This window comes from Amycolatopsis sp. NPDC004747 (genome assembly GCF_053601335.1).
Map to the genome: position 1 here is coordinate 151,058 of NZ_JBSGBQ010000013.1, position 22,025 is coordinate 173,082.

General features: G+C 70.3%; 23 protein-coding genes. 11 read left to right on the forward strand and 12 right to left on the reverse strand.

The window, feature by feature from the left end; translation table 11 throughout:
• Positions 1 to 100: 100 nt before the first annotated feature.
• The 3 genes from ACWEGE_RS22610 to ACWEGE_RS22620 all read right to left on the reverse strand — a co-directional run bounded on the left by ACWEGE_RS22610 (position 101) and on the right by ACWEGE_RS22620 (position 1,775).
• Complete coding sequence (locus ACWEGE_RS22610) at positions 101 to 406, reverse strand: hypothetical protein (RefSeq protein ID WP_449662411.1); 306 nt, start codon at positions 404 to 406, stop codon at positions 101 to 103.
• Entirely contained in the window at positions 393 to 632 is a 240-nt protein-coding gene (locus tag ACWEGE_RS22615) for a DUF397 domain-containing protein (RefSeq protein WP_013230745.1), read from the reverse strand. The genes ACWEGE_RS22610 and ACWEGE_RS22615 overlap by 14 nt, the downstream gene beginning before the upstream one ends.
• Positions 633 to 896: 264 nt before the next feature.
• The gene (locus ACWEGE_RS22620) at positions 897 to 1,775 is read right to left on the reverse strand and encodes a helix-turn-helix domain-containing protein (RefSeq protein WP_449662412.1); all 879 of its coding nucleotides are present in this window, start codon (positions 1,773 to 1,775) and stop codon (positions 897 to 899) included.
• Positions 1,776 to 1,975: 200 nt separating this feature from the next.
• Between ACWEGE_RS22620 and ACWEGE_RS22625 the strand changes: the two genes are divergently transcribed.
• Entirely contained in the window at positions 1,976 to 2,773 is a 798-nt protein-coding gene (locus ACWEGE_RS22625; protein ID WP_449662413.1) for an SAM-dependent methyltransferase, read from the forward strand.
• Between the two features lie 24 nt (positions 2,774 to 2,797).
• Here the strand turns inward: ACWEGE_RS22625 and ACWEGE_RS22630 are convergent, their stop codons facing one another.
• Positions 2,798 to 3,178 (reverse strand): sterol carrier family protein, encoded by a 381-nt coding sequence (locus tag ACWEGE_RS22630; protein ID WP_449662414.1) that lies wholly within the window; start codon positions 3,176 to 3,178, stop codon positions 2,798 to 2,800.
• 56 nt (positions 3,179 to 3,234) lie between these two features.
• Between ACWEGE_RS22630 and ACWEGE_RS22635 the strand changes: the two genes are divergently transcribed.
• From ACWEGE_RS22635 to ACWEGE_RS22655, 5 genes are all read left to right on the forward strand, one after another.
• On the forward strand, positions 3,235 to 3,939 hold the full coding sequence (locus ACWEGE_RS22635; RefSeq protein WP_449662512.1) for a type VII secretion system-associated protein: 705 nt from the start codon (positions 3,235 to 3,237) through the stop codon (positions 3,937 to 3,939).
• 104 nt (positions 3,940 to 4,043) lie between these two features.
• Positions 4,044 to 4,844, forward strand: coding sequence for a lysozyme (locus tag ACWEGE_RS22640; protein ID WP_449662415.1), 801 nt, complete (start codon positions 4,044 to 4,046; stop codon positions 4,842 to 4,844).
• A 192-nt stretch (positions 4,845 to 5,036) separates the two neighbouring features.
• Positions 5,037 to 5,906 carry a lysozyme gene (locus tag ACWEGE_RS22645; RefSeq protein ID WP_449662416.1) on the forward strand — a complete coding sequence of 290 codons (870 nt, stop codon included), beginning with the start codon at positions 5,037 to 5,039 and terminating at the stop codon, positions 5,904 to 5,906.
• Positions 5,907 to 6,082: 176 nt separating this feature from the next.
• Positions 6,083 to 7,000 (forward strand): hypothetical protein, encoded by a 918-nt coding sequence (locus ACWEGE_RS22650; protein WP_449662417.1) that lies wholly within the window; start codon positions 6,083 to 6,085, stop codon positions 6,998 to 7,000.
• Positions 7,001 to 7,004: 4 nt separating this feature from the next.
• Positions 7,005 to 8,108 (forward strand): pentapeptide repeat-containing protein, encoded by a 1,104-nt coding sequence (locus ACWEGE_RS22655; protein ID WP_449662418.1) that lies wholly within the window; start codon positions 7,005 to 7,007, stop codon positions 8,106 to 8,108.
• Positions 8,109 to 8,440: 332 nt separating this feature from the next.
• Here ACWEGE_RS22655 and ACWEGE_RS22660 read toward each other — a convergent pair whose 3' ends face one another.
• From ACWEGE_RS22660 to purL, 4 genes are all read right to left on the reverse strand, one after another.
• Positions 8,441 to 8,608, reverse strand: a complete 168-nt coding sequence (locus tag ACWEGE_RS22660) for a hypothetical protein (RefSeq protein WP_449662419.1) — start codon at positions 8,606 to 8,608, stop codon at positions 8,441 to 8,443.
• A gap of 16 nt (positions 8,609 to 8,624) precedes the next feature.
• Positions 8,625 to 8,930: a helix-turn-helix domain-containing protein gene (locus ACWEGE_RS22665; RefSeq protein ID WP_449662420.1), complete on the reverse strand. Its 306-nt coding sequence runs from the start codon at positions 8,928 to 8,930 to the stop codon at positions 8,625 to 8,627.
• Between the two features lie 45 nt (positions 8,931 to 8,975).
• Complete coding sequence (locus ACWEGE_RS22670; protein ID WP_449662421.1) at positions 8,976 to 9,173, reverse strand: helix-turn-helix domain-containing protein; 198 nt, start codon at positions 9,171 to 9,173, stop codon at positions 8,976 to 8,978.
• A 169-nt stretch (positions 9,174 to 9,342) separates the two neighbouring features.
• Positions 9,343 to 11,649, reverse strand: coding sequence for a phosphoribosylformylglycinamidine synthase subunit PurL (gene purL / locus ACWEGE_RS22675; RefSeq protein WP_449662422.1), 2,307 nt, complete (start codon positions 11,647 to 11,649; stop codon positions 9,343 to 9,345).
• 540 nt (positions 11,650 to 12,189) lie between these two features.
• Between purL and ACWEGE_RS22680 the strand changes: the two genes are divergently transcribed.
• Together ACWEGE_RS22680 and ACWEGE_RS22685 are read left to right on the forward strand one after the other, a co-directional pair.
• Positions 12,190 to 13,824, forward strand: a complete 1,635-nt coding sequence (locus ACWEGE_RS22680; RefSeq protein WP_449662423.1) for an ABC transporter ATP-binding protein — start codon at positions 12,190 to 12,192, stop codon at positions 13,822 to 13,824.
• Complete coding sequence (locus ACWEGE_RS22685; protein ID WP_449662424.1) at positions 13,821 to 15,563, forward strand: ABC transporter ATP-binding protein; 1,743 nt, start codon at positions 13,821 to 13,823, stop codon at positions 15,561 to 15,563. Before ACWEGE_RS22680 ends, ACWEGE_RS22685 begins: the two co-directional genes overlap by 4 nt.
• 198 nt (positions 15,564 to 15,761) lie before the next feature.
• On the opposite strand, the gene purQ is transcribed toward ACWEGE_RS22685, so the two are convergent.
• Both purQ and purS read right to left on the reverse strand, forming a co-directional pair.
• The gene (gene purQ / locus ACWEGE_RS22690; protein WP_449662425.1) at positions 15,762 to 16,439 is read right to left on the reverse strand and encodes a phosphoribosylformylglycinamidine synthase subunit PurQ; all 678 of its coding nucleotides are present in this window, start codon (positions 16,437 to 16,439) and stop codon (positions 15,762 to 15,764) included.
• Positions 16,436 to 16,675, reverse strand: coding sequence for a phosphoribosylformylglycinamidine synthase subunit PurS (gene purS, locus ACWEGE_RS22695; RefSeq protein ID WP_013230759.1), 240 nt, complete (start codon positions 16,673 to 16,675; stop codon positions 16,436 to 16,438). Before purS ends, purQ begins: the two co-directional genes overlap by 4 nt.
• A 155-nt stretch (positions 16,676 to 16,830) precedes the next feature.
• Between purS and ACWEGE_RS22700 the strand changes: the two genes are divergently transcribed.
• Positions 16,831 to 18,405, forward strand: a complete 1,575-nt coding sequence (locus ACWEGE_RS22700; RefSeq protein WP_449662426.1) for a GMC family oxidoreductase — start codon at positions 16,831 to 16,833, stop codon at positions 18,403 to 18,405.
• Between the two features lie 16 nt (positions 18,406 to 18,421).
• On the opposite strand, the gene ACWEGE_RS22705 is transcribed toward ACWEGE_RS22700, so the two are convergent.
• Positions 18,422 to 19,063, reverse strand: a complete 642-nt coding sequence (locus tag ACWEGE_RS22705; RefSeq protein WP_449662427.1) for a TetR/AcrR family transcriptional regulator — start codon at positions 19,061 to 19,063, stop codon at positions 18,422 to 18,424.
• A 108-nt stretch (positions 19,064 to 19,171) separates the two neighbouring features.
• Between ACWEGE_RS22705 and ACWEGE_RS22710 the strand changes: the two genes are divergently transcribed.
• Together ACWEGE_RS22710 and ACWEGE_RS22715 are read left to right on the forward strand one after the other, a co-directional pair.
• On the forward strand, positions 19,172 to 19,951 hold the full coding sequence (locus ACWEGE_RS22710; RefSeq protein ID WP_449662428.1) for a glucose 1-dehydrogenase: 780 nt from the start codon (positions 19,172 to 19,174) through the stop codon (positions 19,949 to 19,951).
• On the forward strand, positions 19,948 to 20,391 hold the full coding sequence (locus ACWEGE_RS22715; RefSeq protein WP_449662429.1) for a nitroreductase family deazaflavin-dependent oxidoreductase: 444 nt from the start codon (positions 19,948 to 19,950) through the stop codon (positions 20,389 to 20,391). Before ACWEGE_RS22710 ends, ACWEGE_RS22715 begins: the two co-directional genes overlap by 4 nt.
• A 123-nt stretch (positions 20,392 to 20,514) precedes the next feature.
• Here ACWEGE_RS22715 and ACWEGE_RS22720 read toward each other — a convergent pair whose 3' ends face one another.
• Positions 20,515 to 22,011: an aldehyde dehydrogenase family protein gene (locus ACWEGE_RS22720; protein WP_449662430.1), complete on the reverse strand. Its 1,497-nt coding sequence runs from the start codon at positions 22,009 to 22,011 to the stop codon at positions 20,515 to 20,517.
• Positions 22,012 to 22,025 lie beyond the last annotated feature (14 nt).

A 22,025-nucleotide genomic window follows, 5' to 3' on the forward strand; every position in this document is an offset into this window, starting at 1 on the left:
CGTGGTCAGGCCGGTTTCAGTGTAGACGGTTCGGGCATGCGCCAGGCCCCGCCCGGCGTGGTTCTGACCACTTCGGACGGGGCCTGCAAGCCAGTACGCGTCAACACGCGTCCGGCAACGAAAGGATCTCCGCCAGCACCTGTGCGCCTTCACCGCAGCGGCGCCACAGCCACCGCTCCGGCTCGAAGATGTTCTCTTCGGTGCCGGGCATCCGCGTCGCCACGACGTCGTCTTCGGCGTTGAGGCGGACCACGTCCACCACGTCGTCGTGCACCCGCACGCCGACGACGGCGAGGACCTCGCCGCGTTCGTCGGCGGGGTGGACGAACTGGTAACCACGGGCCACCAGCTCCTGCAGCCCGGTTTCGATGTCGAAGACGGGGACGAGGGCCTCAGCCGAGGACATCGTCGAATTCACCGTCCTTCGCGCCCGCCAGGAACGCCGCCATCTCGGCACGCGTGTACACCAGCGCCGGACCGGTCGGGAACCGCGAGTTGCGCATCGCGATCTCCCCGTTGGACAGCGGCGCGACCTCGACGCAGTTGCCGTACGCACCGCTGTAGCTCGCCTTGCGCCACTCGGCACCGGACAGCCGATCGGCCGGGATGCCGTTTTCGAATCGCTCAGCCATGTTCCCACCTCTCGATGCGGAAAAGCTTCGGGCGGGCAATGCAGATGCATGTGCATTTGCCCGCGTAGCCGAGGCTAGCACGTGTGCCTGCAACGGTAAATGCACGTGCAGAATTTCTTGCAAAGTTCTCTGACGGTAAAGAACTGCGCGGTTGCGGTTAACCTATCGGGTGATTGGCACCTTCTCGTTCGGCCTAATAGCTACGGCTAGTAACCGCTCAGCGGGACATGCCGGCACCCTCGTACCGGGTCCGGGCCAGGGGTTCTAGATCTCTTGCCTGCGCTTGCCGAGCATCGCCCGGCTCCGCTCCGGCGTCTCCGCGTCGACCGCCAGCATGTCCAGCGCGCGGCTGTACTTCTCGATCTCTTCGCGCTTTTCGATGTAGTGCGCGCCGGTCATGTACTCGACGTAAGCGATGTTCGGCAGTTCCGGTTCGCCGAACCGCAGCAGCGAAAACGCGTGCTCCGCGGAGAGGCCGCTGCGCGAGTACGGCAGGACCTGGATCGACACGTGCGGCAGCGCGCTCATCTCGAGCAGGTATTCGATCTGCTGCTTGAGCACCTTCATCCCGCCGATCGGGCGATACAGCACCGATTCGTCGAGCACCATCCACACGCGCGGCGCGTCCGGCCTGCTGAACATCTTCTGCCGGCGCATCCGCAGCGCGACCAGCTGGTCGACCCGCTCGTCGGCCATCTCCGACCGGCCGTGGCTGAAGATCGCCCGCGCGTACGGCTCGATCTGGAGCAGGCCCGAGACGTAGAGCGGCTCCCAGATCTGGATCCGCGCGGCGGCTTCTTCGAGGCCGACGAGGTCGGTGAACCAGTTCGGCATGGTGTCGCCGAAACGCCGCCACCAGCCTGGCTCGTTCGACTGCTTGACCATGTCGAGGAACGCCCGGCGCTCCGTCGGGTCGTCGACGCCGTACATCGTGAGCAGGTCGGTGACGTCGCGTTCCTTGAACCCGACCCGGCCCAGCTCCAGCCGGCTGATCTTCGACTCGGACCCGCGGATGTTGTAACCGGCCTGCTGGCGGGTGATGCCGGCCTCTTCGCGGAGCCTTCGCAGTTGCGAGCCCAGGATCATGCGCCGCGCCGTGGGGCCGATGTTCTGTTCGCCTGCGGACGCGTTCACCGCGCTCATTCCCGGCCCTTCCGCGTTCACGTCACCAGGGGGTCCTAGCCCGACTACCGAAAGTACACGTTAAGCCTTCTTGCGCAAAGGGGTGACCCGGTTTACCCCATGCGCGCGTCGTCCTACTGTACGTAGGGCACGAGACTTACAACACAGAACTTGCGAGGTTCAAGATGCCCGACGCCGCGACCCGGACCGAACGAGTTCCCGTGGGGGTCGACCCGACCCGAGCGAGCATCGCGCGCGTGTACGACGCCTTCCTGCTCGGGAAGGACAACTACGAGATCGACCGGGAGGTCCTGCACAAGGTGCAGAAGGCCGCCCCGGAGGCGCAGGACCTCGCGTTCGAAAACCGCGGCTTCCTGATCCGCGCCTGCCGCTTCCTGGCCAGCCAGACCGGCATCACCCAGTTCCTCGACTGCGGCTCCGGCCTGCCGACCGCCGAGAACACCCACCAGGTCGTCCAGCGGATCAACCCGGAGATCAAGGTCGTCTACGTCGACAACGACCCGGTGGTGCTCGCCCACGGCCGCGCGCTGCTCGAAGAGAACGAGAACACCCACTTCGTCGCCGAGGACATCTTCGAGCCGCAGCGGATCCTCGAGAACGAGGTCGTCCGGCAGAACATCGACTTTTCGCAGCCGGTCGCCCTCCTCCAGATGGGCACGCTGCACCACTTCAACGGCCCCGACGAGCGGCCGGCGGAGATCATGAAGGAGTACGTCGACGCGCTGCCGTCGGGCTCGTTCGTGGCGATCTCGCACTTCTTCGACCCGGAGGACGAGGACTCCGCGACCGCCCGCAAGATGGAGGACTTCTTCCTGCACAGCCCGATGGGCTCCGGCACGTTCCGGACGCAGAAGGAGATCGAGAACCTGTTTCCGGGCCTGGAGATGGTGCCCCCGGGCGTGGTCCGGTGCGCCGACTGGTGGCCGGACGGACCGCGGCTCAAGGACCTCAACGTCGCGCAGCGGACCATCGCGGGCGGGATCGGCCGCAAGCCGTAGGCAGCCTCCGGTCCCCACCGGCTGTCAAACGCGCAACAGCGGGAGCCAGTGCGAAAGGTCGGCCCGCGAGCCCGACGCCGACACCCGGCCGTCGGCCACCGCCGTGGTCCAGTCCAGCTGCCCCGTGGCCAGTTCGAGCCACGTCCGGGGGTCGGTCTCGACCACGTTCGGCGGGGTGCCCCGGGTGTGCCGGGGCCCCTCCACGCACTGCACTGCGGCGAAGGGCGGCACCCGCACCTCGACCGTCCGGCCCGGCGCGTCCGCCGCCAGGGCCCGCAGGGACAGGCGCACCGCCGCGGCCAGCTCCGGGCGCGCCGGAGCGGGCCCATCACCCTGCAACCACGGGGAAACCGCCAGCACCGCCGCACGTAACTGTCCGGGGTCGACCGAACGCGAAGAGGCCATGGGCAAACAGTAGAGTGGCGCACCAAGACTTGGCAGGCACACCCGAGAACGTGGGGATGACGATGGCGCAGCGGGACGAGGCGGATCGGATGGTTTCGCAGCAGCCCACCGGAAGCGGAGCCGATCGCCCCGGCAGGCACGGCAAGCACAACCGGCCCGCGCGGCGCGAAGGCAGGCAGGCGCGGCGCAGCGGCAAGCACGGCACGCCCGAGATCACCGCGGAGATGCGCGCGAACGCCCGGGCCAACCCCGACAGCTGGCTCTACGTGATCGACGAGGCCTTCGACCCGAACGGCCCGGTGCCGTCGTGGGCGGTCGTCGGCGCGTACCCGGTGAACAGCGCCGGCGACGTCGTCGCCGACTTCCACCCCAACGACCGCTACCGGCCTTCGCCCAAGGCGCTCGGCTTCCCGGACCCGGCGAACGACCTCGAGCACCTGCTGCAGCTCGTCCGCACCGAACACCGCCCGCCGTCGGACCTGCCGAAGGTCGTCCTCGACGCGACGCTGTTCGTGTACGCGATGTCGCCGGTGCAGCGGACCGTCATCGGCTTCCACAATTCCGACGGCCGGGTCATGGTGCCCGCCTACACCCGCAAGTCCCTAGTGCCGCGCGAATGGCCGCACGCGCGGGCCGTGCTCGGCCGCGACATCGTCGACCTGCTCGGCGGGCACCCGGTCGCGATCAACCCGCACGACCTCATCACCGCCGTCGTGCCGGCGGAGCACCTGGTGAAGGCCGTCGCCGACGAGCAGCGCTGACCTGCGGGTCCCACCCCATCGAGTGATCATCGACTCGCCGATCCGGCGACGCCGGTGCATCGTGAGACTGAAGAAGTCTGACGAGATCGGTGGGGAGCAAGAGGGTGAAACGACGTCCGCTGCCCTTCGCCGCCGTCCTCGCGTCCGTCCTGCTCGTGGCCGGGCAGGCGCCGGCGAAGGCGGACGACGTCTACGCCGGCGCCGAGGACCACTACGCGGGTTCGCAGATCGCCGCGGTCGAGGGCGTCGACGGGGTCCCGGACGTGCTGTACGACGGTGCCGACCAGCAGCTCGGGCACGACGTCAGCGGGCACCAGGGCCCGGTCGACTGGGCCGGCGCGGCGGGGGCGGGCGCCAAGTTCGTCTACGTCAAGGCGACCGAGGGCACCGGCTTCGTGAACCCGCAGTTCGCGCAGCAGTACAACGGCTCGTACCAGGCCGGGCTGATCCGCGGCGCCTACCACTTCGCGCGGCCGGACATCTCCGACGGCGCGGCGCAGGCGCGGTACTTCCTCGCCCACGGCGGCGGCTGGTCGGCCGACGGCAAGACCCTCCCCGGCGCGCTCGACGCGGAGTACAACCCGTACGGCGAGACGTGTTACGGCAAGGACGCCGCGGGCATGGTCGCCTGGATCCGCGCCTTCTCCGACACCTACCGCGCGGCAACCGGCCGGTTCCCGACGATCTACACGTCGACGAGCTGGTGGAAGCGGTGCACCGCGAACAACGGCGGCTTCGGCGCCAACCCGCTCTGGATCGCGCGCTACAACTCGTTCATCGGCGAACTGCCGTCCGGCTGGGGCATCCACACGATCTGGCAGTTCGCCGACCGCGGCACCCTGCCCGGCGACCAGAACTGGTTCAACGGCTCGGCGGACCGGCTGCTCGCCCTGGCCTTGGGCTGAACGGCGCAACATTCCAATAATAGGTGTTAACTCGTCACCAATTAACGATCTTCTTCCCGGGAAAATCACCCACCCGTATACCCAATTTCACGGAAGTGAGTGACAAACGCCACTTCGTCCTCAACAATCGTGCTCGGGCGGCTACCTGCAGTAAGCCGCTCATCGCGAGGGTATCCGTGAAGGGATTCAACGATGTCCACATCCCGAAGAGGGCGGTTGTTCGCTGCCCTGGTCGTCCCGGCCACGCTGCTCCTGCTCGGCAGCACGGCGCAGGCGACGACGATCTCCCCCGAAGTCGACCCCGTGACCGCGATCAACGCGGACATCGCCCAGCACAACCACGAGCTGGGGTCGCAGATCCGGCGCGTCGAAGGCGACAAGTCGACTCCGGACACGCAGAAGTCGGCGCAGCAGCCGCAGCCCGGCCAGGCCATCCCCGGCCAGGTGCTGGCGACGGTGGCCGGCATGGACGTCGCCAGCTACCAGGGCAACGTCGACTGGGCGAACTGGTGGAACCAAGGCAAGCGGTTCGTCTGGACCAAGGCCACGGAGAGCACCAGCTACACCAACCCGTACTTCGCCCAGCAGTACAACGGGTCCTACAACCAGGGCTTCATCCGCGGCGCCTACCACTTCGCCACGCCGAACACCTCGAGCGGCGGGGCGCAGGCCCGCTACTTCGTCGCCCACGGCGGCGGCTGGTCGAAGGACGGCAAGACGCTGCCCGGCGCGCTGGACATGGAGTACAACCCGTACGGCGCGACCTGCTACGGGCTGAGCAAGGCCGGGATGACGTCGTGGATCCTCGACTTCCACGACACCTACCACTCCCTGACCGGCCGCTACCCGGTGATCTACACGTCGACGAGCTGGTGGAGCAGCTGCGTGAGCGGTGACTTCTCCAGCACGGCCCCGCTGTGGGTCGCGCGGTACGCGTCGTCGGTCGGCACACTGCCCTACAACTGGGGCTACTACACCGTTTGGCAGTACACCTCGAGCCCGCTCGACCAGGACACCTTCAACGGTGCCTACGACCGGCTCCAGGCGCTGGCCAACGGCTGACCCACCCCACCCGGCTCCCGGATCGTGACGACTTCGCGTCGGCACGGCCCGGGAGCCGGTTTCATGCCGTACCGTCCGAGCTTGCAGAATGCTGCGCACACGTCCTGGGGGGAACCGCACGCGCCCGCCGGACGTCGGAACGCGGACGAACGCCCAGCGCCCGGAAGGCATGAAAGATGACGTACCCGCCTCAGCCGGGCCAGCCCGGCCAGCCCGACCCGTACGGCCAGCAGCCCCAGTCCGGTGGCTTCCAGCAGCCGTACCCGCAGCAGGGTGGGTGGGACCCCAACCAGCAGCAACAGCCGTACCCGACGCAGCAGTACCCGCAGGGCTGGGACCCGAGCCAGCAGCAGGGCTACCCGCCGGCGTCGGGCGGTTTCCCGGCCAACCCGCAGCCGGCGTGGGGTGACCCGTACGCCCAGCAGCAACAGCAGCAGCCGGCGTGGGCGGACCCGAACGCGCAGCAGTACGGCCAGCAGGCCTGGGACCCGAACGCGGCCGGCCAGGTGTCCGGCTGGGACCCGGCGACCGGTGGCTACTCGCAGGGCTTCGGCGGGCCGCCCGCGCCGCCGAAGAAGAGCAAGACCGGGATGTGGATCGGCATCGGCGCGACCGTGGTCGTCGTGCTCGCAGTCTTGGGCATCACGGGCTTCGTCGCACCCGGGTTCTTCCTCTCGAAGGACGACACCAACACGGCCGCGGCCCCGTCGTCGAGCACGTCGGCCAAGCCGTCCCCGTCGAAGCCGACGTCCAAGAAGCCGACGACGTCGGCCTCGCAGCCGCCGGCCGACAGCGGAGGCGGCGCTTCGGACGCGAAGGCCGTCCTCCAGGGCTTCATCGACAAGCTGAACGCGGGCGACAACAACGGCGCCGTCGCCCTGGGCTGCGCCGACTCGAAGCAGCTGCTCAGCTCGTGGCTGGAGACGTTCCTCAAGCCGCCGCTGCAGCTGCAGCTCGGCGATGTGCCCGCCGACAAGTACCTGGTCGAGGGCGAGGTCACCGGGACGTCCGCCGGCAAGCCGGTCAAGGGCACGCTGAGCGCCACGAACTTCGACAAAAAGGGCTTCTGCGTCAGCACGATGCTGGTGTCGTGACGCGTTGAAGCTGTGGCGATCGCCGCTGGCGTGGACGTTCCTCGCATCGGTGGTGCTGCTCGTCGGGGTCGGCGGCTGGCTGCTGACCGACCCCGCCACCAGCCGCAGTGACGCGCTGAAGACGGGCGGCCTGGCGGGCGGCGCGATCGTGGCGCTGTACGCGCTGTGGCTCAACGACCGCCGCCGCCGGGTCGAGGAGCGCCGCCAGGACATCGAGCGGCAGCGGCACGAACTCGAGGCGCAGCGCGCGGAACAGGACCGCGAGCGGGTGGCGGACGAGCGGTTCGCGAAGGCGGTCGAGCTGCTCGGGCACGCGGCCGACCAGGTGCGGGTGGGGGCCCTGCACGCGCTGGCGGGGTTGGCGCGCAGTCGGCCGGACTACACGCAGACGGTGCTGGACGTGCTGTGTTCGTACCTGCGGCGGCCGTTCCGGCACCCCCGGTACAAGACCGATGTCGAGCGGTCACAACGGCAGAACGAGACGGCCGAGCCAGAACAGGACCAGGAGCTGACGGTCCGGCTCACCGCGCAGCGGCTCCTCAAGGAGCTCCTCCCGGCCGCGAGCGACGACACGGCACCCGCGTACGACCTCGACCTGACCGGCGCGGTGCTGGAGTACTTCGACCTGAACGACCGCCGGATCGGCAACCTGCTGCTGCGCTACGCGTCGCTGCACAGCAGCACGCACCTCAACCGCTGCCACGTGCTCGGCAAGGCGTTCTTCACCGGCGCGGGCGCCGGACCCGGCCGTCTGCTGGGCTACTTCCGTTGCCACGACACGGTTTTCGAGGAGCGGGCCTGGTTCAGCGGAACCCGGTTCAGCGAGAGCGCCGACTTCAAGAACACGACGTTCGCGGGCCCGACGACGTTCAAGGACGCCGAGTTCGCGGGCGACGCCGAGTTCACCGGGGCACGGGCGACCGGCTCACTGGACTTGCGGCGGGCCTGCTTCAAGGGCCAGACAGACCTGCGGTTCGCTTCGCTGCCGGATGCGGTTTCGCTGTACAACACGTTGGTGCGGGGTGAGAAGACCGTGGAGCTCCCGGCGAGCTGGACCACCGAAGAACTGCGGGACGGCGACGCACGGATCGTTGCGAAGGCCGGCTGAGCGACCCTCCCGCTGAAACTCCCGCGCCTTTCTCTGACGGTTTCGGCGAAGTCGGGTTGCTGCTGCGGTGTTCTGTGGGTGGAAGCGGGGTCTGGCGGCCTTCGTCCGGAAGCTTGGGCGGGGTCGCGGTGCCCACCACCCCGAAGTCTGATTGTCACTACGGCCGGTGGTACCGCGTCAAGGCGGGAAAGCGTGCCTTGACCCGGCACCACCGACCGTGTGCTGGCTTCGGATCGGGGTGGGTCGAGGTCTGGCTGGGGTGCAGGTGTGGCCGCCAGCGTTCGGGCCGATGATCAGGTCGCCTTCCCAGTGCCCGGGCACCGCCCGATCCGTCACCTCAAGTGGCGGTCGCTGATCATCACCATCGGGGTGGCCATCCGCGGCCGACGCTGATCCGGCCGGCGGGCGATGCGGCCGGTGCGCGGCCAGCCGGCGACCTCGCGCCGTAACCCGCCGCGGGCCTGGACGTAGAGGGCTTGGTAGAGGGTTTCGCAGCTCACATGCCACTCCAGCCGGTCAGGGGTGGTCGTGTCGGAGCCGGCGGACGATCTGCTGCGGACTCCACCGCGTATCCAGCCCATCCTGAACGATCGCCCGCAACACCGGATCCGCGACCAGCTTGCTGACCTTGGGCCGGGCCCGCCGGGCCGCGGCCCGCTCGTGCGCAGCGTACGGCTGATACGTCCCGTCCGGCTGCTGGCTGCGGACCAGCTGCCGGGTGATCGTCGAGACCGGCCGGCCCAACTCGACCGCGATCGCCCGCAGCGAAACCCCGGGCTCGCGGACCCGGTCAGCGATCCGGATCCGCTCGACCAGGCTCAAGAACCGGCACGACACCTCGGCCCGAATGACCGGGGTCGTAGCGGCCTAGGACTGGGCTGCCTCAGCCCGCCAACGTTTCGCGGTCCGGTAGCTGACTCCGATCCGCCGGGCCGCTTCCCACGTACCGACACCGCCTTCCACCAGGCCAAAGCAGGCCGCCCGCTCAGCGATCAGAGGTGTGCCAGGCCGACCAGGACCCCGCAACATGCAATCGGGGACACGGTCACGATCCCGTCTGGACATAAAGCAACTCCTGAACACTCAGGTGTTGCAACCACCCCTAGAAACCGCCCTCCCAGGGGGGCGTCCCCAAGTCCAGTCTATCGGCCCCTAACGACAAAACCCTCGAGCAGAGCGGAAATCTCCGATCTGTCCACAGCCCGGCTGGAATGTGGACAGGTCGGAATCCGGGTCAGTTGAACAGGGCGGGAAGGGTGCCCTCCCAGGCCTCGCGCAGCTCGTCGAGCGTGAACTCCGTGATGCCCTGGAGCTCCAGCGTTCCCGACTCCGGGTCGACCACGCCGGTCCTGCGCCACGGGAGGCCGCGCGCCGTGCACATCTCCGTGAAGCGGAGTTCCTCCGTGCGCGGGACCGCCACCAGCACGCGGCCCGCCGACTCGGAGAACAGCTGCACGAACGGGTCCTGGTCGCCGTCCAGGAACACCCGGGCGCCGCACTGTCCGATGAGGACGGTCTCGACCAGGGTCTGGATCAGGCCGCCGTCCGACAGGTCGTGGGCCGCCGAGATCATGCCGTCGCGGGAACCCGCCACCAGGATCTCGCCCAGCAGCTTCTCGCGAGCCAGGTCCACGCGCGGGGGCACGCCGCCCAAGTGGCCGTGCAGCTCGCGGGCCCACGCCGAGCCGTCCAGCTCGTCGTGCGTTTCGCCCAGTAGCAGCAGGGTTTCGCCCGCCTCCGCACCGATGCCCGTCGGGATGCGGCGGGTCACGTCGTCGATCACGCCGAGGACGCCGATCACCGGGGTCGGGAGGATCGCCGTCGAACCCGTCTGGTTGAAGAAGCTCACGTTGCCGCCCGTCACCGGGATGCCGAGCTCGACGCAGCCGTCCGCCAGGCCGTGGACCGCCTGCTCGAACTGCCACATCACGCCCGGGTCGGTGGGCGCGCCGAAGTTCAGGCAGTCCGACACCGCGACCGGCGTCGCGCCGCCCGTCGCCACGTTGCGGTACGCCTCCGCGAGCGCCAGCTGCGCGCCGCGGTACGGGTCCAGGTACACGAACTTGCTGTTGCAGTCCGTCGCCACCGAGACGCCGCGGCCGGTCGACTCGTCGATGCGGATCATGCCCGAGTCCGACGGCTGGGCCAGCACGGAATTCCCGCGCACGTACCGGTCGTACTGGGACGTCACCCATTCCTTCGACGCCTGGTTGGGCGAGGAGATGAGCTTGAGGACGTCGGCGCGCAGTTCGTCCGGAGTGGACGGACGTGGCAGCTTCGCCGAGGTGTCGGCGATCAGGGCGTCCTGAGTGGACGGACGCTCGATCGGCCGGTCGTACACCGGGCCCTGGTGCGCCACCGTGTGGGCGGGGACGTCGACGACGACCTCGTCGTGCCAGGTGATGACCAGGTGCTCGCCGTCGGTGACCTCGCCGATGTCGGTGGCGATCACGTCCCACTTGCGGCAGACGGCCATGAACGCCTCGACGTTCTCCGGCGCGACGACCGCGCACATGCGCTCCTGCGACTCGCTGGAGAGCACCTCCGCCGGGGTCATCCCGGTGGCGCGCAACGGAACCCGGTCGAGGTAGATGTGCATGCCGCCGTCGCCGGCCGCGGCCAGCTCCGACGTCGCGCAGGACAGCCCGGCGCCGCCGAGGTCCTGGATGCCGACGACGAGCTTCTGCGCGAACAGCTCGAGGCAGCACTCGATGAGCACCTTCTCGGTGAACGGGTCGCCGACCTGGACGCTCGGCAGCTTCTTGCGGCCCGACGCCGACTCGTCACCCGAAAAGGTGTCACTCGCCAGGACGGAAACGCCGCCGATGCCGTCGAGGCCGGTACGCGCGCCGAACAAGATGATCTTGTTGCCGGTGCCGGACGCGAACGCCAGGTGCAGGTCCTCGACGCGCATGGCGCCGACGCACAGCGCGTTCACCAGCGGGTTGCCCGAGTAGGACGGGTCGAACACCAGCTCGCCGCCGATGTTCGGCAGGCCGAGGCAGTTGCCGTAGCCGCCGACGCCGGCGACCACGCCGGGCAGCACGCGCTTGGTGTCGGGGGCGTCGGCCGGGCCGAAACGCAGCGCGTCGGCGACCGCGAGGGGCCGCGCGCCCATCGCCATGATGTCGCGGACGATGCCGCCGACGCCGGTCGCGGCGCCCTGGTACGGCTCCACATAGGACGGGTGGTTGTGGCTCTCCACCTTGAAGGTGACCGCCCAGCCCTCGCCGATGTCGACGACGCCCGCGTTCTCGCCGATGCCGGCCAGCATCTTGGCCTTCATCTCGTCGGTGGCGGTTTCGCCGAAGTAGCGCAGGTGCTTCTTCGACGACTTGTACGAGCAGTGCTCGCTCCACATGACCGAGTACATCGCCAGCTCCGCGTCGGTGGGCCGGCGGCCGAGGATCTCCCGGATGCGGGCGTACTCGTCGTCGGCGAGCCCGAGCTCGCGATACGGCTGGGTGTGGTCCGGGGTCGCCCCGGCGCGCTCGGTGGTGTCAACGGTGCTGGTCACGGTGTCCGTGTCAGGGTTCGCCACGGCCGTCAGGATACGTGCCGCCCGCCGATGCCCCGGACGGTGGGCCGCCGAACCGGGAGGGCCCGCGGGCGGTGTGACCGAGGCGACATCGAGGACGGTCCGGGGCGTTCGGTGCCGGGTGTGTTGGTTGGGGACAACTCGGGGTGCGGCTCGGGCTTGGGGCCGGAATTGTCGGTGCTCGGGAGTAGCGTTGAAACCGGGGGTCCCCCAGCGGGCCCTGGGGACAACTTCGGCACCTTGGCGTCCCCTGGGGACAACTCCGGTGCGGGGGGCTGGAACTGTCGGTGCTCGGGAGTAGCGTTGAAACCGGGGGTCCCCCAACGGGCGAGGGCGGTTGGCGGCTTGCGCCGACCCCGGGATCTCCCAAGAGCGGGCGGTTGCCGGCCCGCACTGATCACGACTCCCCGAACGCCCCGGGCGTGGCTGTCCCGGGAAATCCTCCCGGCCACGCACCCCAAGCGCGCGAAAGATCACCCCGGCGGCGACGGGCACCGGAAAATCGGTCGCCTTCCTCCCGGGGGCGGCTTACCGTCGAGAATCGTGCTTTCCGCCACGTATCCCTTTCCGCCGCTGCGGCTGCCGGTGCGGCCGACCGCGAGCCGGTTCCTGCTTGCCGTCTTCCGGGCTCGGCTCGGGACGGTGGTCGGTGCTGCCGCGATCGGGGTCGTCTGGGCGCTGACCGGTGCGCTGCTGCCGCTCGTCGTCGGTCAGGGCATCGGGGCCATCAGCGCGCACGACGGTGCCGCCGTCCTGCGCTGGGCGGTAGTCGCCGCCGTGCTCGGGGTCGTGCAGACGCTCTTCGGGACCTGGCTGCACTTCCTCAACTACGGCCTGTGGCTGCACGGCGCGGGCTCGACCCAGCGGCTCGTCTCGGCGCACACCACGCGCGTCGGCGCCGGGCTGCGTGAGCAGACCACCACCGGCAACCTCGTCGCGATCTCCACGACCGACATCAACCACATCGGCAACACCGTCGAGATGACCGGCCGGGCGTTCGGCTCGCTGCTGGCGTTCGTCGTGGTGGCCGTGTGGCTGATCTCGACGTCGCCGCTGCTCGGCGTGGTCGCGCTGGTCGGGGTGCCGGTCGCGGTGCTCGGCATCGGGCCGCTGCTCGCGCCGCTGCAGAAGCGCAAGGCGAAGCAGCGGGAGAAGCGCGGGGACGTCAACGCGCTCGGTGCGGACATCGTGGCCGGCCTGCGGATCCTGCGCGGCATCGGCGGCGAGCGGCGGTTCTTCGCCCGCTTCCGCGAGACCAGCCAGCGGGTGCGGCTGGCCGGCGTCGAGGTCGGCGAGGCCGAGGCGTGGCTGGCCGCGGCGGAGATCGCGCTGCCGGGCCTGGTCACCGTGGTGATCACCTGGCTCGGCGCGCGGCTGGCCGTGGCCGGCTCGATCGACGTCGGGCAGCTGGTGGCGTTCTACGGCGTCTCGGCCTTCCTGATCTGGCCGGTCAACGCCGCGACGGAGGCCGTCGGGTCGATCACGTCCGGCCTGGTCGCGTCGCGGAAGGTGGTGGCGCTGCTGGCTATCCGCCCGAAGCTGGCGGACCCGGAGACGCCGGTGCCGCTGCCCGGCGGCCCGCTGGAGCTGGTGGACACCGAGTCCGGGGTCCGGATCGCGCCCGGTCGCCTGACCGTCGTCGACTTCGGGGCCGGCGGCGAAGCGGTGGCCGACCGGCTGGCGCGGTTCGCCGATCCGGCCGAGGGCGAAGAAGTGCTGGTCGGCGGCGTCCGGGCGGACCACGTCGCGCTCGCGGAGCTGCGGCGCCGGATCGTCTACGCGCACAACCAGGACATCTGGTTCTCCGGTGTGCTGCGCGAGCAGCTGGCGCCGGCGCGACCGGGCGGCGTGAGCATCACCGAAGCGCTGTACGCGGCCGACGCCGACGACATCATCGAGGCGCTGCCCGACGGCGTCGACGAGGTGATCGGCGAGCGCGGCCGCGAGGTGTCCGGCGGCCAGCGGCAGCGGCTGAACCTGGCCCGCGTGCTGGCGACCGACGCCGACGTCCTGGTGCTCGACGAACCGACGTCGGCGGTCGACGCGCACACCGAGGCCCGCATCACCGAACGCGTCGCCGAGCTCCGGCGGGGCCGGACCACGGTGGTGTTCAGCCAGAGTCCCTTGTGGACACATGTGGCCGACGAAGTGTTCACCGCGAAGGGGGTGACAGTGTGAAACGGCTTCCCACGGCGGACCGGCGGGACGTCCGCCGCTGGGCCGTGCAGACGGCCAAGAACCACCAGCGCGAGTTCGGCCTGCTGCTGGGCTCGCTGGCCGTGGCCACGCTGATCGGCCTGGCCGGGCCGCAGCTGCTCGGCTCGCTCGTCGACGACGTCGCGGCCGGCACCACGACCGGGCACGTCGACGTGCTGGCGGCGGTGTTCGTCGCCATCCTGCTGCTGCAGGCGGTGGCGCGGAAGGTCGCGCGGATGCGTGGCGCGGTGTTCGGCGAGCTGGTGCTGGCCGAGACGCGCGAGGAGTTCGTCGGGACGGCGTTGCAGCTGCCGCTCGGCACCGTCGAAGCGGCGGGCACCGGTGACCTGCTCAGCCGGGCCACCACCGACCTCGGCCGGATCGACCACGCGGCGCGGTTCGCCGTGCCGCAGATCCTGATCGCGGCGGTGACCGTGGCGTTCACGATCGTCGCGATGGTCGTGACGTCGCCGCTGCTCTCGCTGGGCCTGCTGGTCGCGCTGCCGCTGCTGGTACCGGTGAACGTCTGGTACCAGCGGCGGATCCCGGCGGCCATGCAGTGGATGCTCGACCGCTGGGCCGACCTGACCACCAGCGTCCACGAGACCGCGGAGGGCGCGCGCACGACCGAGGCGCTCGGGCTCGCCGAACGGCGGATCGGCGCGGCGCACGACGCGCTGGAGCGGAGCATCTACGGCGAACGCCGGATGCGGGCGCTGCAGCTGCGGTGGCTGCCGTCGCTGGAGATCAGCTACGTGCTGCCGCTGGCGGTGATGCTGCTGCTCGGCCTGCTCGCGTACGTGCAGGGCTGGGCCGGGCTCGGCGAGATCACCACGATGCTGCTGTACGTGCAGGGCATGGCGGCGCCGCTCAACGAGGCGCTGTTCTGGCTCGAGGACCTGCAGGTCGCGGCGGCCGCGGCGCGCCGGATCCTCGGCGTGCGGTCGGTCGCGGTCGATTCCGCGGGCGTGGACGAGGTGCCGCGCGGGCGGGACATCGACGTCCACGGCGTCCGGTTCGGCTACACCGCCGATCGCGAGGTGCTGCACGGCATCGACCTGCGCGTTCCGCGCGGCGAGCGGCTGGCGATCGTCGGGCCGTCGGGCGCGGGCAAGTCGACGCTCGGCCGGCTGCTGGCCGGCATCGCGGCGCCGTCGGCGGGCTCGGTGCGCATCGGCGGCCAGGACGTCTCGGCGCTGGCCGACGACGTGCTGCGCGGTGAGGTGCTGCTGCTGACCCAGGAGCACCACGTGTTCTCCGGGACGCTGCGGGAGAACCTGGCGCTGCCGGCCCGCCGGGCGGGTGGCGACTGGACGGACGAGGAGCTGACGGCGGCGTGTGCGTCGGCGGGCGTGTCGGACTGGGTCGCGACGCTGCCGTCCGGGCTGGACACGAAGCTCGGGCCGGGCGAGCACCCGGTGCCGGCGGCGATCGCCCAGCAGCTGGCGCTGGCCAGGGTGGTGCTGGCGGACCCGCACACGCTGGTGCTCGACGAGGCGACGTCGCTGCTGGACACGGGCTCGGCCCGCGACCTCGAGCGGTCGCTGAACAGCGTGCTGGAGGGCCGGACGGTGATCGCGATCGCCCACCGCCTGCACACGGCCGCGGCGGCGGACCGGGTGGCGGTGGTCGAGGGCGGCCGGATCACGGAGCTGGGCCCACACGAGGAGCTGCTGTCGGCGGGCGGCTCGTACGCCCGCCTGGTGGCGGCGGCGAGTTAGCACGGAGTGGTCAGGTACACCGGGTCACCGGCGGCCTGCTGGTGTTGCGGTCGCGGTCGACGTGTCGCTCCCGTAGGCGAGGAGCGGGGCTCCACAACGAACCCAAAAGCTCCGGGGCTGTGGACAACTCACGTCCACAGCCCCGGCACCGTCGGTGCGCCCCGGTAGAATGGATACCCGGGGGGCCGAGGGCCGCCCTCAGGCCTTCACAAGCGCGTCCACCGCGCTGAAGAACATCCCGAGCCCGTCGTCCGAGGGCCCGGTGAGCGCGTCGATCGCGTGCTCCGGGTGCGGCATGAGCCCGACGACCCGGCCGTTCTCGCTGCGGATCCCGGCGATGTCGTTGCGCGACCCGTTCGGGTTCCCGCCGACGTACCGGAACACCACGCGTCCCTCGCCCTCCAGCTCGTCCAAAGTGGACTGCTCGGCCATGTAGCAGCCGTCGATGTTCTTCATCGGGATGAGGATCTCCGCGCCGGTTTCGTACCGGGTGGTCCACGCCGTGTCCGTGTTCTCCACCCGCAGCCACTGGTCGCGGCAGATGAAGTGCAGGCCCTGGTTGCGGATCATCGCGCCCGGCAGCAGGCCGGCCTCGCACAGGATCTGGAACCCGTTGCAGATGCCGAGCACCGGCATGCCCGCCCGCGCGGCCTCGATCACCGGCGTCATCACCGGCGCGAACCGGGCGATGACGCCCGCGCGCAGGTAGTCGCCGTAGGAGAAGCCACCCGGGACGATCACGGCGTCGACTTCGTGCAGGTTCTCGTCCGCGTGCCACAGCGGCACCGCCTCGCCGCCGGCGTAGCGGACCGCGCGGGCCGCGTCACCGTCGTCCAGCGTGCCGGGGAACGTGATGACGCCGATGCGCGCGCTCACGCGTCCACCCGCGTGATCGTCCACTGCTCGATGACCGGGTTCGCGAGGAAGCCTTCGGCGATCTTCTCCAGCGTCGCGTCGTCGACCGTGTCGTCGACCTCGATCTCGAAGTGCTTGCCTTGGCGGATCTCGGTGATCCCGGTGAACCCCAGGCGGCCGGCGGCGCCGAGCGCGGCCTGTCCCTGCGGGTCGAGGATTTCGGGCTTCGGCATGACGTCGACGACGACTCGGGCCACGGCAGGCTGCTCCTTATTCACGCAGGTCGTGGGTACCCTGCGAGCATAGTTCACCCTCTCGAACCCCTGGCGGGGCCCACCGGGAAACCTAGACTGGCCGACGGCGCGGCGCTGCGCCATGATGAGTCGTTGACATCTCGCCAACAGGAGGCACCGTGGCCGTCCAAGACTCCTACGACTACGTCATCGTCGGCGCCGGGAGCGCGGGCTGCGTCCTGGCGAACCGGCTGACCGAGGACCCGGCGGCGCAGGTCCTGCTCCTCGAAGCGGGCGCGGAGGACACCGCGGACGAGATCCACATCCCGGCCGCCTTCGCCTCGCTGTTCAAGACCAAGTGGGACTGGAACTACGAGACCGTCGAGCAGAAGCACACGGGCAAGACCTCGTACTGGCCGCGCGGGAAGATGCTCGGCGGCTGCTCGTCGATCAACGCGATGATCTACATCCGCGGCAACCGCGCCGACTACGACGGCTGGCGCGATTCGCACGGCGCCACCGGCTGGGGCTGGGACGACGTCCTGCCGTACTTCAAGCGCGCCGAGGGCAACCAGCGGCTCGGCGGGCCGCTGCACGGCACCGACGGCCCGCTGCACGTCGAAGACCGCCGGTTCACCCACGAGCTGTCGCAGGCCTGGGTCGATTCGGCCGTCGCGTGGGGCCTCAAGCGCACCGACGACTTCAACGGCGAGAGCCAGGAAGGCGCCGGCGTCTACCAGGTGACGTGCAAGAAGGGCCGCCGCTGGTCCACCGCAGACGCCTACCTGCGCCCGGCGCTCTCGCGGCCGAACCTCACGGTGAAGACGTGCACGCCGGCCACCCGCGTCGTCTTCGAGGGCACCCGCGCGGTCGGCGTGTCCTATTTGGACAATGGGGTGGAGCACACGGCGCACGCCGCGGCCGAGGTCATACTTTCGGGTGGTGCCGTCAACTCGCCGCAGCTGCTGATGGTTTCCGGTGTCGGCCCGGCCGAGCACCTGCGCGAGCACGGCATCGACGTGGTCGCCGCGCTGCCCGGCGTCGGCGAGAACCTGCACGACCACCCGGCGTGCGGCATCATCTGGTCCACTCGCGACACGACGGACCTGGTCGACGCGGCTTCGCTCTTCGGACTGGCCCGCTACCAGCTGACCCGGCGCGGCCCGCTGACGTCGAACATCGGCGAAGCGGGCGCGTTCTACCCGACCACGGACGGCTTGCCGGCGCCGGACATGCAGATCCACGTGGCGCCGACGTTGTTCTACGACAACGGGTTGCGCGAGCCGACGGTGCCCGGCTTCACGTCGGCGGCGACCCTGGTGGACGTCGCGAGCCGGGGACGGCTGCGGCTGAAGTCGGCGAACCCGTTGTGGAAGCCGGAAATCGATCCCGCCTACTACGCCGAGCCGCGCGACATGGAGACGATGATCTCGGGCCTGCGGGCGCTGATCGAGATCGGGCAGGCGGGGCCGTTGCGGCGATTCCTGGACAAGCCGTTCCTGCCGGCGCGGCACGACTTGAGCGATTCCGAGCTGGCCGACCACATCCGGGAGAACACGCAGACGCTTTATCACCCGGTCGGGACTTGCTCGATCGGGTCGGTGGTCGACCCGGAGTTGCGGGTCCAGGGCGTGGAGGGACTGCGGGTGGTCGACGCTTCCGTGATGCCGGTGGTGCCGCGGGGGAACACCAATGCGCCGACGATCATGGTGGCGGAGAAAGCGGCCGACCTGATCCGGGGGCGGTCGGCGTAGTCGCGCCCGATCCGGCTCAGCCGGTGGACGCCCCTGACCCGGCCACGGCGTACCGGGCGGCGGTGGTGCGCACGGCCTCGTCGACCACCTGCGTGACGCGTTCGGCGCTCACCGCCCAGCCCGGCACCAGGAGCGCCGGCCAGAAGACGTAGTTGGCGATCATGCCGAGGAACTGGGTGGCCGCGAGGTCGACGTCCTCGATCCGCACGGTTCCCGCCTCGTGCTCGGCGCGGAGGTAGCTGCGCACGGACTCGAAGTAGGGCAGCTTCCCGTGCGAGAACTGGGCGTGGGCGAGCTCGGGGAACCGCGGCAGCTCGGCGATGACGATCCGGAACAGGTCGGTCATCCGGGGCCGGCCCAGCAGCTCGGCGTACCGGCGGCCGATGGTGGCGAGCCCCTCGACGACGTTGCCCGCCGGCGGGGGTTCCTCCTCGCCGGCGGTCGACCACGACTCGGTCACGATGGCGTCGAACAGCGCGGCCTTGGTCGGGAACTGCTTGAACAGGGTGGCCCGCGAAACGCCTGAGCGCTCGGCGATCCGCGCCAGCGACGTCCGGTCGTAGCCCAGCTCGAGGAACAGCGCGGTCGCGGCCGCCACGATCAGCGCGCGCTTTTCCTGGGCGACGCGCTGGTGGTACGTCGTCACGACCTTGCTCATGGGCCGAGCATACGAGGTGAGTGGCTTGACTCGCCACTGCCGCCGACCTAGTGTCGGATGCATGGTGAGTCGACCGGCTCACCACCGCCGTACCGAGGGAACACCCCCATGCCCCGCTTCGACAACCAGACCGTGCTCGTGACCGGTGGGACCGGTGGCCAGGGCTCGAGCCACGTGCGCGCCTTCCACGCGGAGGGAGCGAACGTGGTGATCGGCGACATCGACGCGGAACGCGGCGCCGCTCTCGCCGACGAGCTCGGAACCCGCGCTCGCTTCGCCCGCCTCGACGTCACCGACGAGAGCTCGTGGGCCGCCGCCGTGCTCACCGCCGAAAGCGCTTTCGGCCGCTTGAACGTGCTGGTCAACAATGCGGGCGTGCAGAACCCGCCGGCACCGATCGAGCAGACGGACCAGGCCACGTGGTCGCGCATCCTCGACGTCAACCTCACCGGGACCTTCCTCGGCATCAAGGCCGCGGCCCCCGCGCTGCGCCGCGCGGGAGGGGGAGCCATCGTCAACATCGCCTCGACCATGGGCCTGGGCGGCACGGCGCACTACGCGCCCTACGTCGCCGGCAAGTGGGCCGTGCGCGGTCTCACCCGGACGGCGGCGCTCGAGCTCGGCCGGGACCACATCCGCGTGAACACCATCCACCCCGGCGTGATCGCGACGCCCTTCATCCACGAACCGGCGGCCGGCGCCACCGCGGCGATCGCCGACTTCTACTCGCCCGAGCCGTTCGCCATCCCCCGGCTCGGGGAGCCGGCCGACGTCACCGGGCTCCTCCTGTTCCTCACGTCGTCGGAGGCGTCGTTCGTCACGGGGTCGGAGTACGTCATCGACGGTGGGCTGCTCCTCGGACCCGCGCTGCAGGCCGATGCCGCGTGAGCGGTCTGTCCCACCTGCCCGATCACCTCCGGCGGGCCATCGAGATCACGCCCGCCGCGGGCACCAGCGAACGGATCGTCGACATCACGACGCGGGGGCGCCGCACCGGGCGGCCACGCCGGATCGAGATCTTCTTCTACCGGGCCGCGGGCGCCACTTACCTGTGCAGCGGCGCCGGCGGTGCCGCGACCGGCTGGTACGCGAACCTGCTGGCCAATCCCGGATTCACCGTCCACCTCAAGAACGGGGTCCGGGCGGATCTGCCTGCGTGGGCCACGCCGGTCAGCGACGCGGCTGAACGTCAGGCCGTGCTGGCGGAGATCGTCGCGGATCTCAACCAGCCGCACGACCCCGGCACCATCCGGCCGACCCGGCTCGAAGACTGGGCCGAGAGCCGGCTGATGCGCATCAGCTTCCGCCGGCCGGACGCTGCTCGGTAGGTCGGGTTTCGTTCTTGACGGGCGCGGGCCTCGGCCCCCGGTATCCAGTTTATCGGCGGCCACCGACGATTTCGGTGGGTTCCCGGGGTTGTGGACTCGAGTTGTCCACAACCCCGGGGGCGCTCACCGCTTGCCGTGGAGGATCGTCACCAGCTTGGCCACCAGGGCGTCCGTTGATTCCTTGCGGCTGAACGACGTCAGCGTCAACGGCGCCGTGAACCGCTGGCGGGCGATGGCCTTCGTGCGGGCGAACTCGCGCAGGCCCTCCGGTCCGTGGATGCGGCCGAACCCCGAATCGCCCACGCCGCCGAAGGGCAGGGAGGCGATGCCCGCGAACGACAGCGGGGCGTTGATCGCCGTCATGCCCGTGCGCAGCTTCTCCGCCAGCTCCACGCCACGCGACTTCGAAAACACCGTCGACCCGAGGCCGTACTTCGTGTTGTTCGCGCGTTCGACCGCTTCGTCCATGTCGCGGACTTTCGCGATCGTCACCGTCGGGCCGAACGTCTCCTCCGTCACCGCCTCGGAGTCCTCCGGGACGTCCACCAGCACCGTCGGCTGCGCGTAGCGGTCGCCCACCGCGTCCTCGCCACCGAGCACCGCCTTGCCGCCGCGGGACAGGGCGTCGTGGATGTGGCGCTTGATCACGCCCAGCTGGGACGGCATCGTCACCGGGCCGTACTGGGCCGCCTCGTCCGAGCCCGCGCGGATGTCCTTGGACTTCTCGACCACCTTCGCCACGAACTCGTCGTGGACCTTTTCGTGCACGTACACCCGCTCGACGCCGATGCACGTCTGGCCCGAGTTCGAGAACGCGCCCCACACCGTCGCGTCCGCCGCCGCGTCCAGGTCCGCGTCCGCGTCGACCAGGACCGGGTCCTTGCCGCCCGCCTCGATGACCACCGGGGTGAGCGTCTCGGCCGCCGCGGCCATGATGCGCTTGCCCGTCGCCGTCGAGCCGGTGAAGGCGATCTTGTCGACACCGGCGCCCACCAGCGCCGCGCCCGTCTCGCCGAAGCCCGTGACCAGCTGCAGCACCGGCTGCTCAGGCACGATCTCGGCGAACGCGTCGACCAGCCACTTGCCGACACCCGGGGTGTACTCGCTCGGCTTGAACACGACCGCGTTGCCCGCGGCGAGCGCGTACGCGATCGAGCCCAGCGGGGTGAACACCGGGTAGTTCCACGGGCCGATCACGCCGACCACGCCCAGCGGCTGGTACTCCACCGTCGCCGCCTGGTTCGACATCAGCAGCCCGGCGGACCGCTTTTGCTTGCCGAGCACCTTCTTCGCGTGCTTGCCGGCCCACGCGATGTGCTCGATGGCCAGGATGCTCTCCAGCTGCGCGTCGGCGATCGGCTTGCCGGTCTCGTCGCGGACCACCTGGCACAGCTGCGGCAGCCGCCGCGTCAGCACGCCCTTCCAGCCCCGGAGCCGCTCGGCGCGCCCGGCGAAGCCGAGGTCCGCCCACCACTCCGCCGCGACGCGCGCCCGTTCGACGGCCGCCTTGACGTCCTCCGCGGTGTGGATCGGGTAGGTTCCGACCACCTCGTCGGTCGCCGGGCTGAGCGAGTCGAAGGTCTCGCCGACCGTCGTCGGCTTCGGCTGGACGGCAGTCATCGGCGTCTCCCGTA

What these genes read in the sequence shown, in the direction of transcription:
- ACWEGE_RS22610 (WP_449662411.1), bottom strand. Translation starts at nt 406, where the DNA reads ATGTCCTCGGCTGAGGCCCTCGTCCCCGTCTTCGACATCGAAACCGGG.
- ACWEGE_RS22615 (WP_013230745.1), bottom strand. Translation starts at nt 632, where the DNA reads ATGGCTGAGCGATTCGAAAACGGCATCCCGGCCGATCGGCTGTCCGGT.
- ACWEGE_RS22620 (WP_449662412.1), bottom strand. Translation starts at nt 1,775, where the DNA reads ATGAGCGCGGTGAACGCGTCCGCAGGCGAACAGAACATCGGCCCCACG.
- ACWEGE_RS22630 (WP_449662414.1), bottom strand. Translation starts at nt 3,178, where the DNA reads ATGGCCTCTTCGCGTTCGGTCGACCCCGGACAGTTACGTGCGGCGGTG.
- ACWEGE_RS22635 (WP_449662512.1), top strand. Translation starts at nt 3,235, where the DNA reads ATGACGATGGCGCAGCGGGACGAGGCGGATCGGATGGTTTCGCAGCAG.
- ACWEGE_RS22645 (WP_449662416.1), top strand. Translation starts at nt 5,037, where the DNA reads ATGTCCACATCCCGAAGAGGGCGGTTGTTCGCTGCCCTGGTCGTCCCG.
- ACWEGE_RS22650 (WP_449662417.1), top strand. Translation starts at nt 6,083, where the DNA reads ATGACGTACCCGCCTCAGCCGGGCCAGCCCGGCCAGCCCGACCCGTAC.
- ACWEGE_RS22670 (WP_449662421.1), bottom strand. Translation starts at nt 9,173, where the DNA reads ATGTCCAGACGGGATCGTGACCGTGTCCCCGATTGCATGTTGCGGGGT.
- ACWEGE_RS22705 (WP_449662427.1), bottom strand. Translation starts at nt 19,063, where the DNA reads ATGAGCAAGGTCGTGACGACGTACCACCAGCGCGTCGCCCAGGAAAAG.
- ACWEGE_RS22710 (WP_449662428.1), top strand. Translation starts at nt 19,172, where the DNA reads ATGCCCCGCTTCGACAACCAGACCGTGCTCGTGACCGGTGGGACCGGT.
- ACWEGE_RS22720 (WP_449662430.1), bottom strand. Translation starts at nt 22,011, where the DNA reads ATGACTGCCGTCCAGCCGAAGCCGACGACGGTCGGCGAGACCTTCGAC.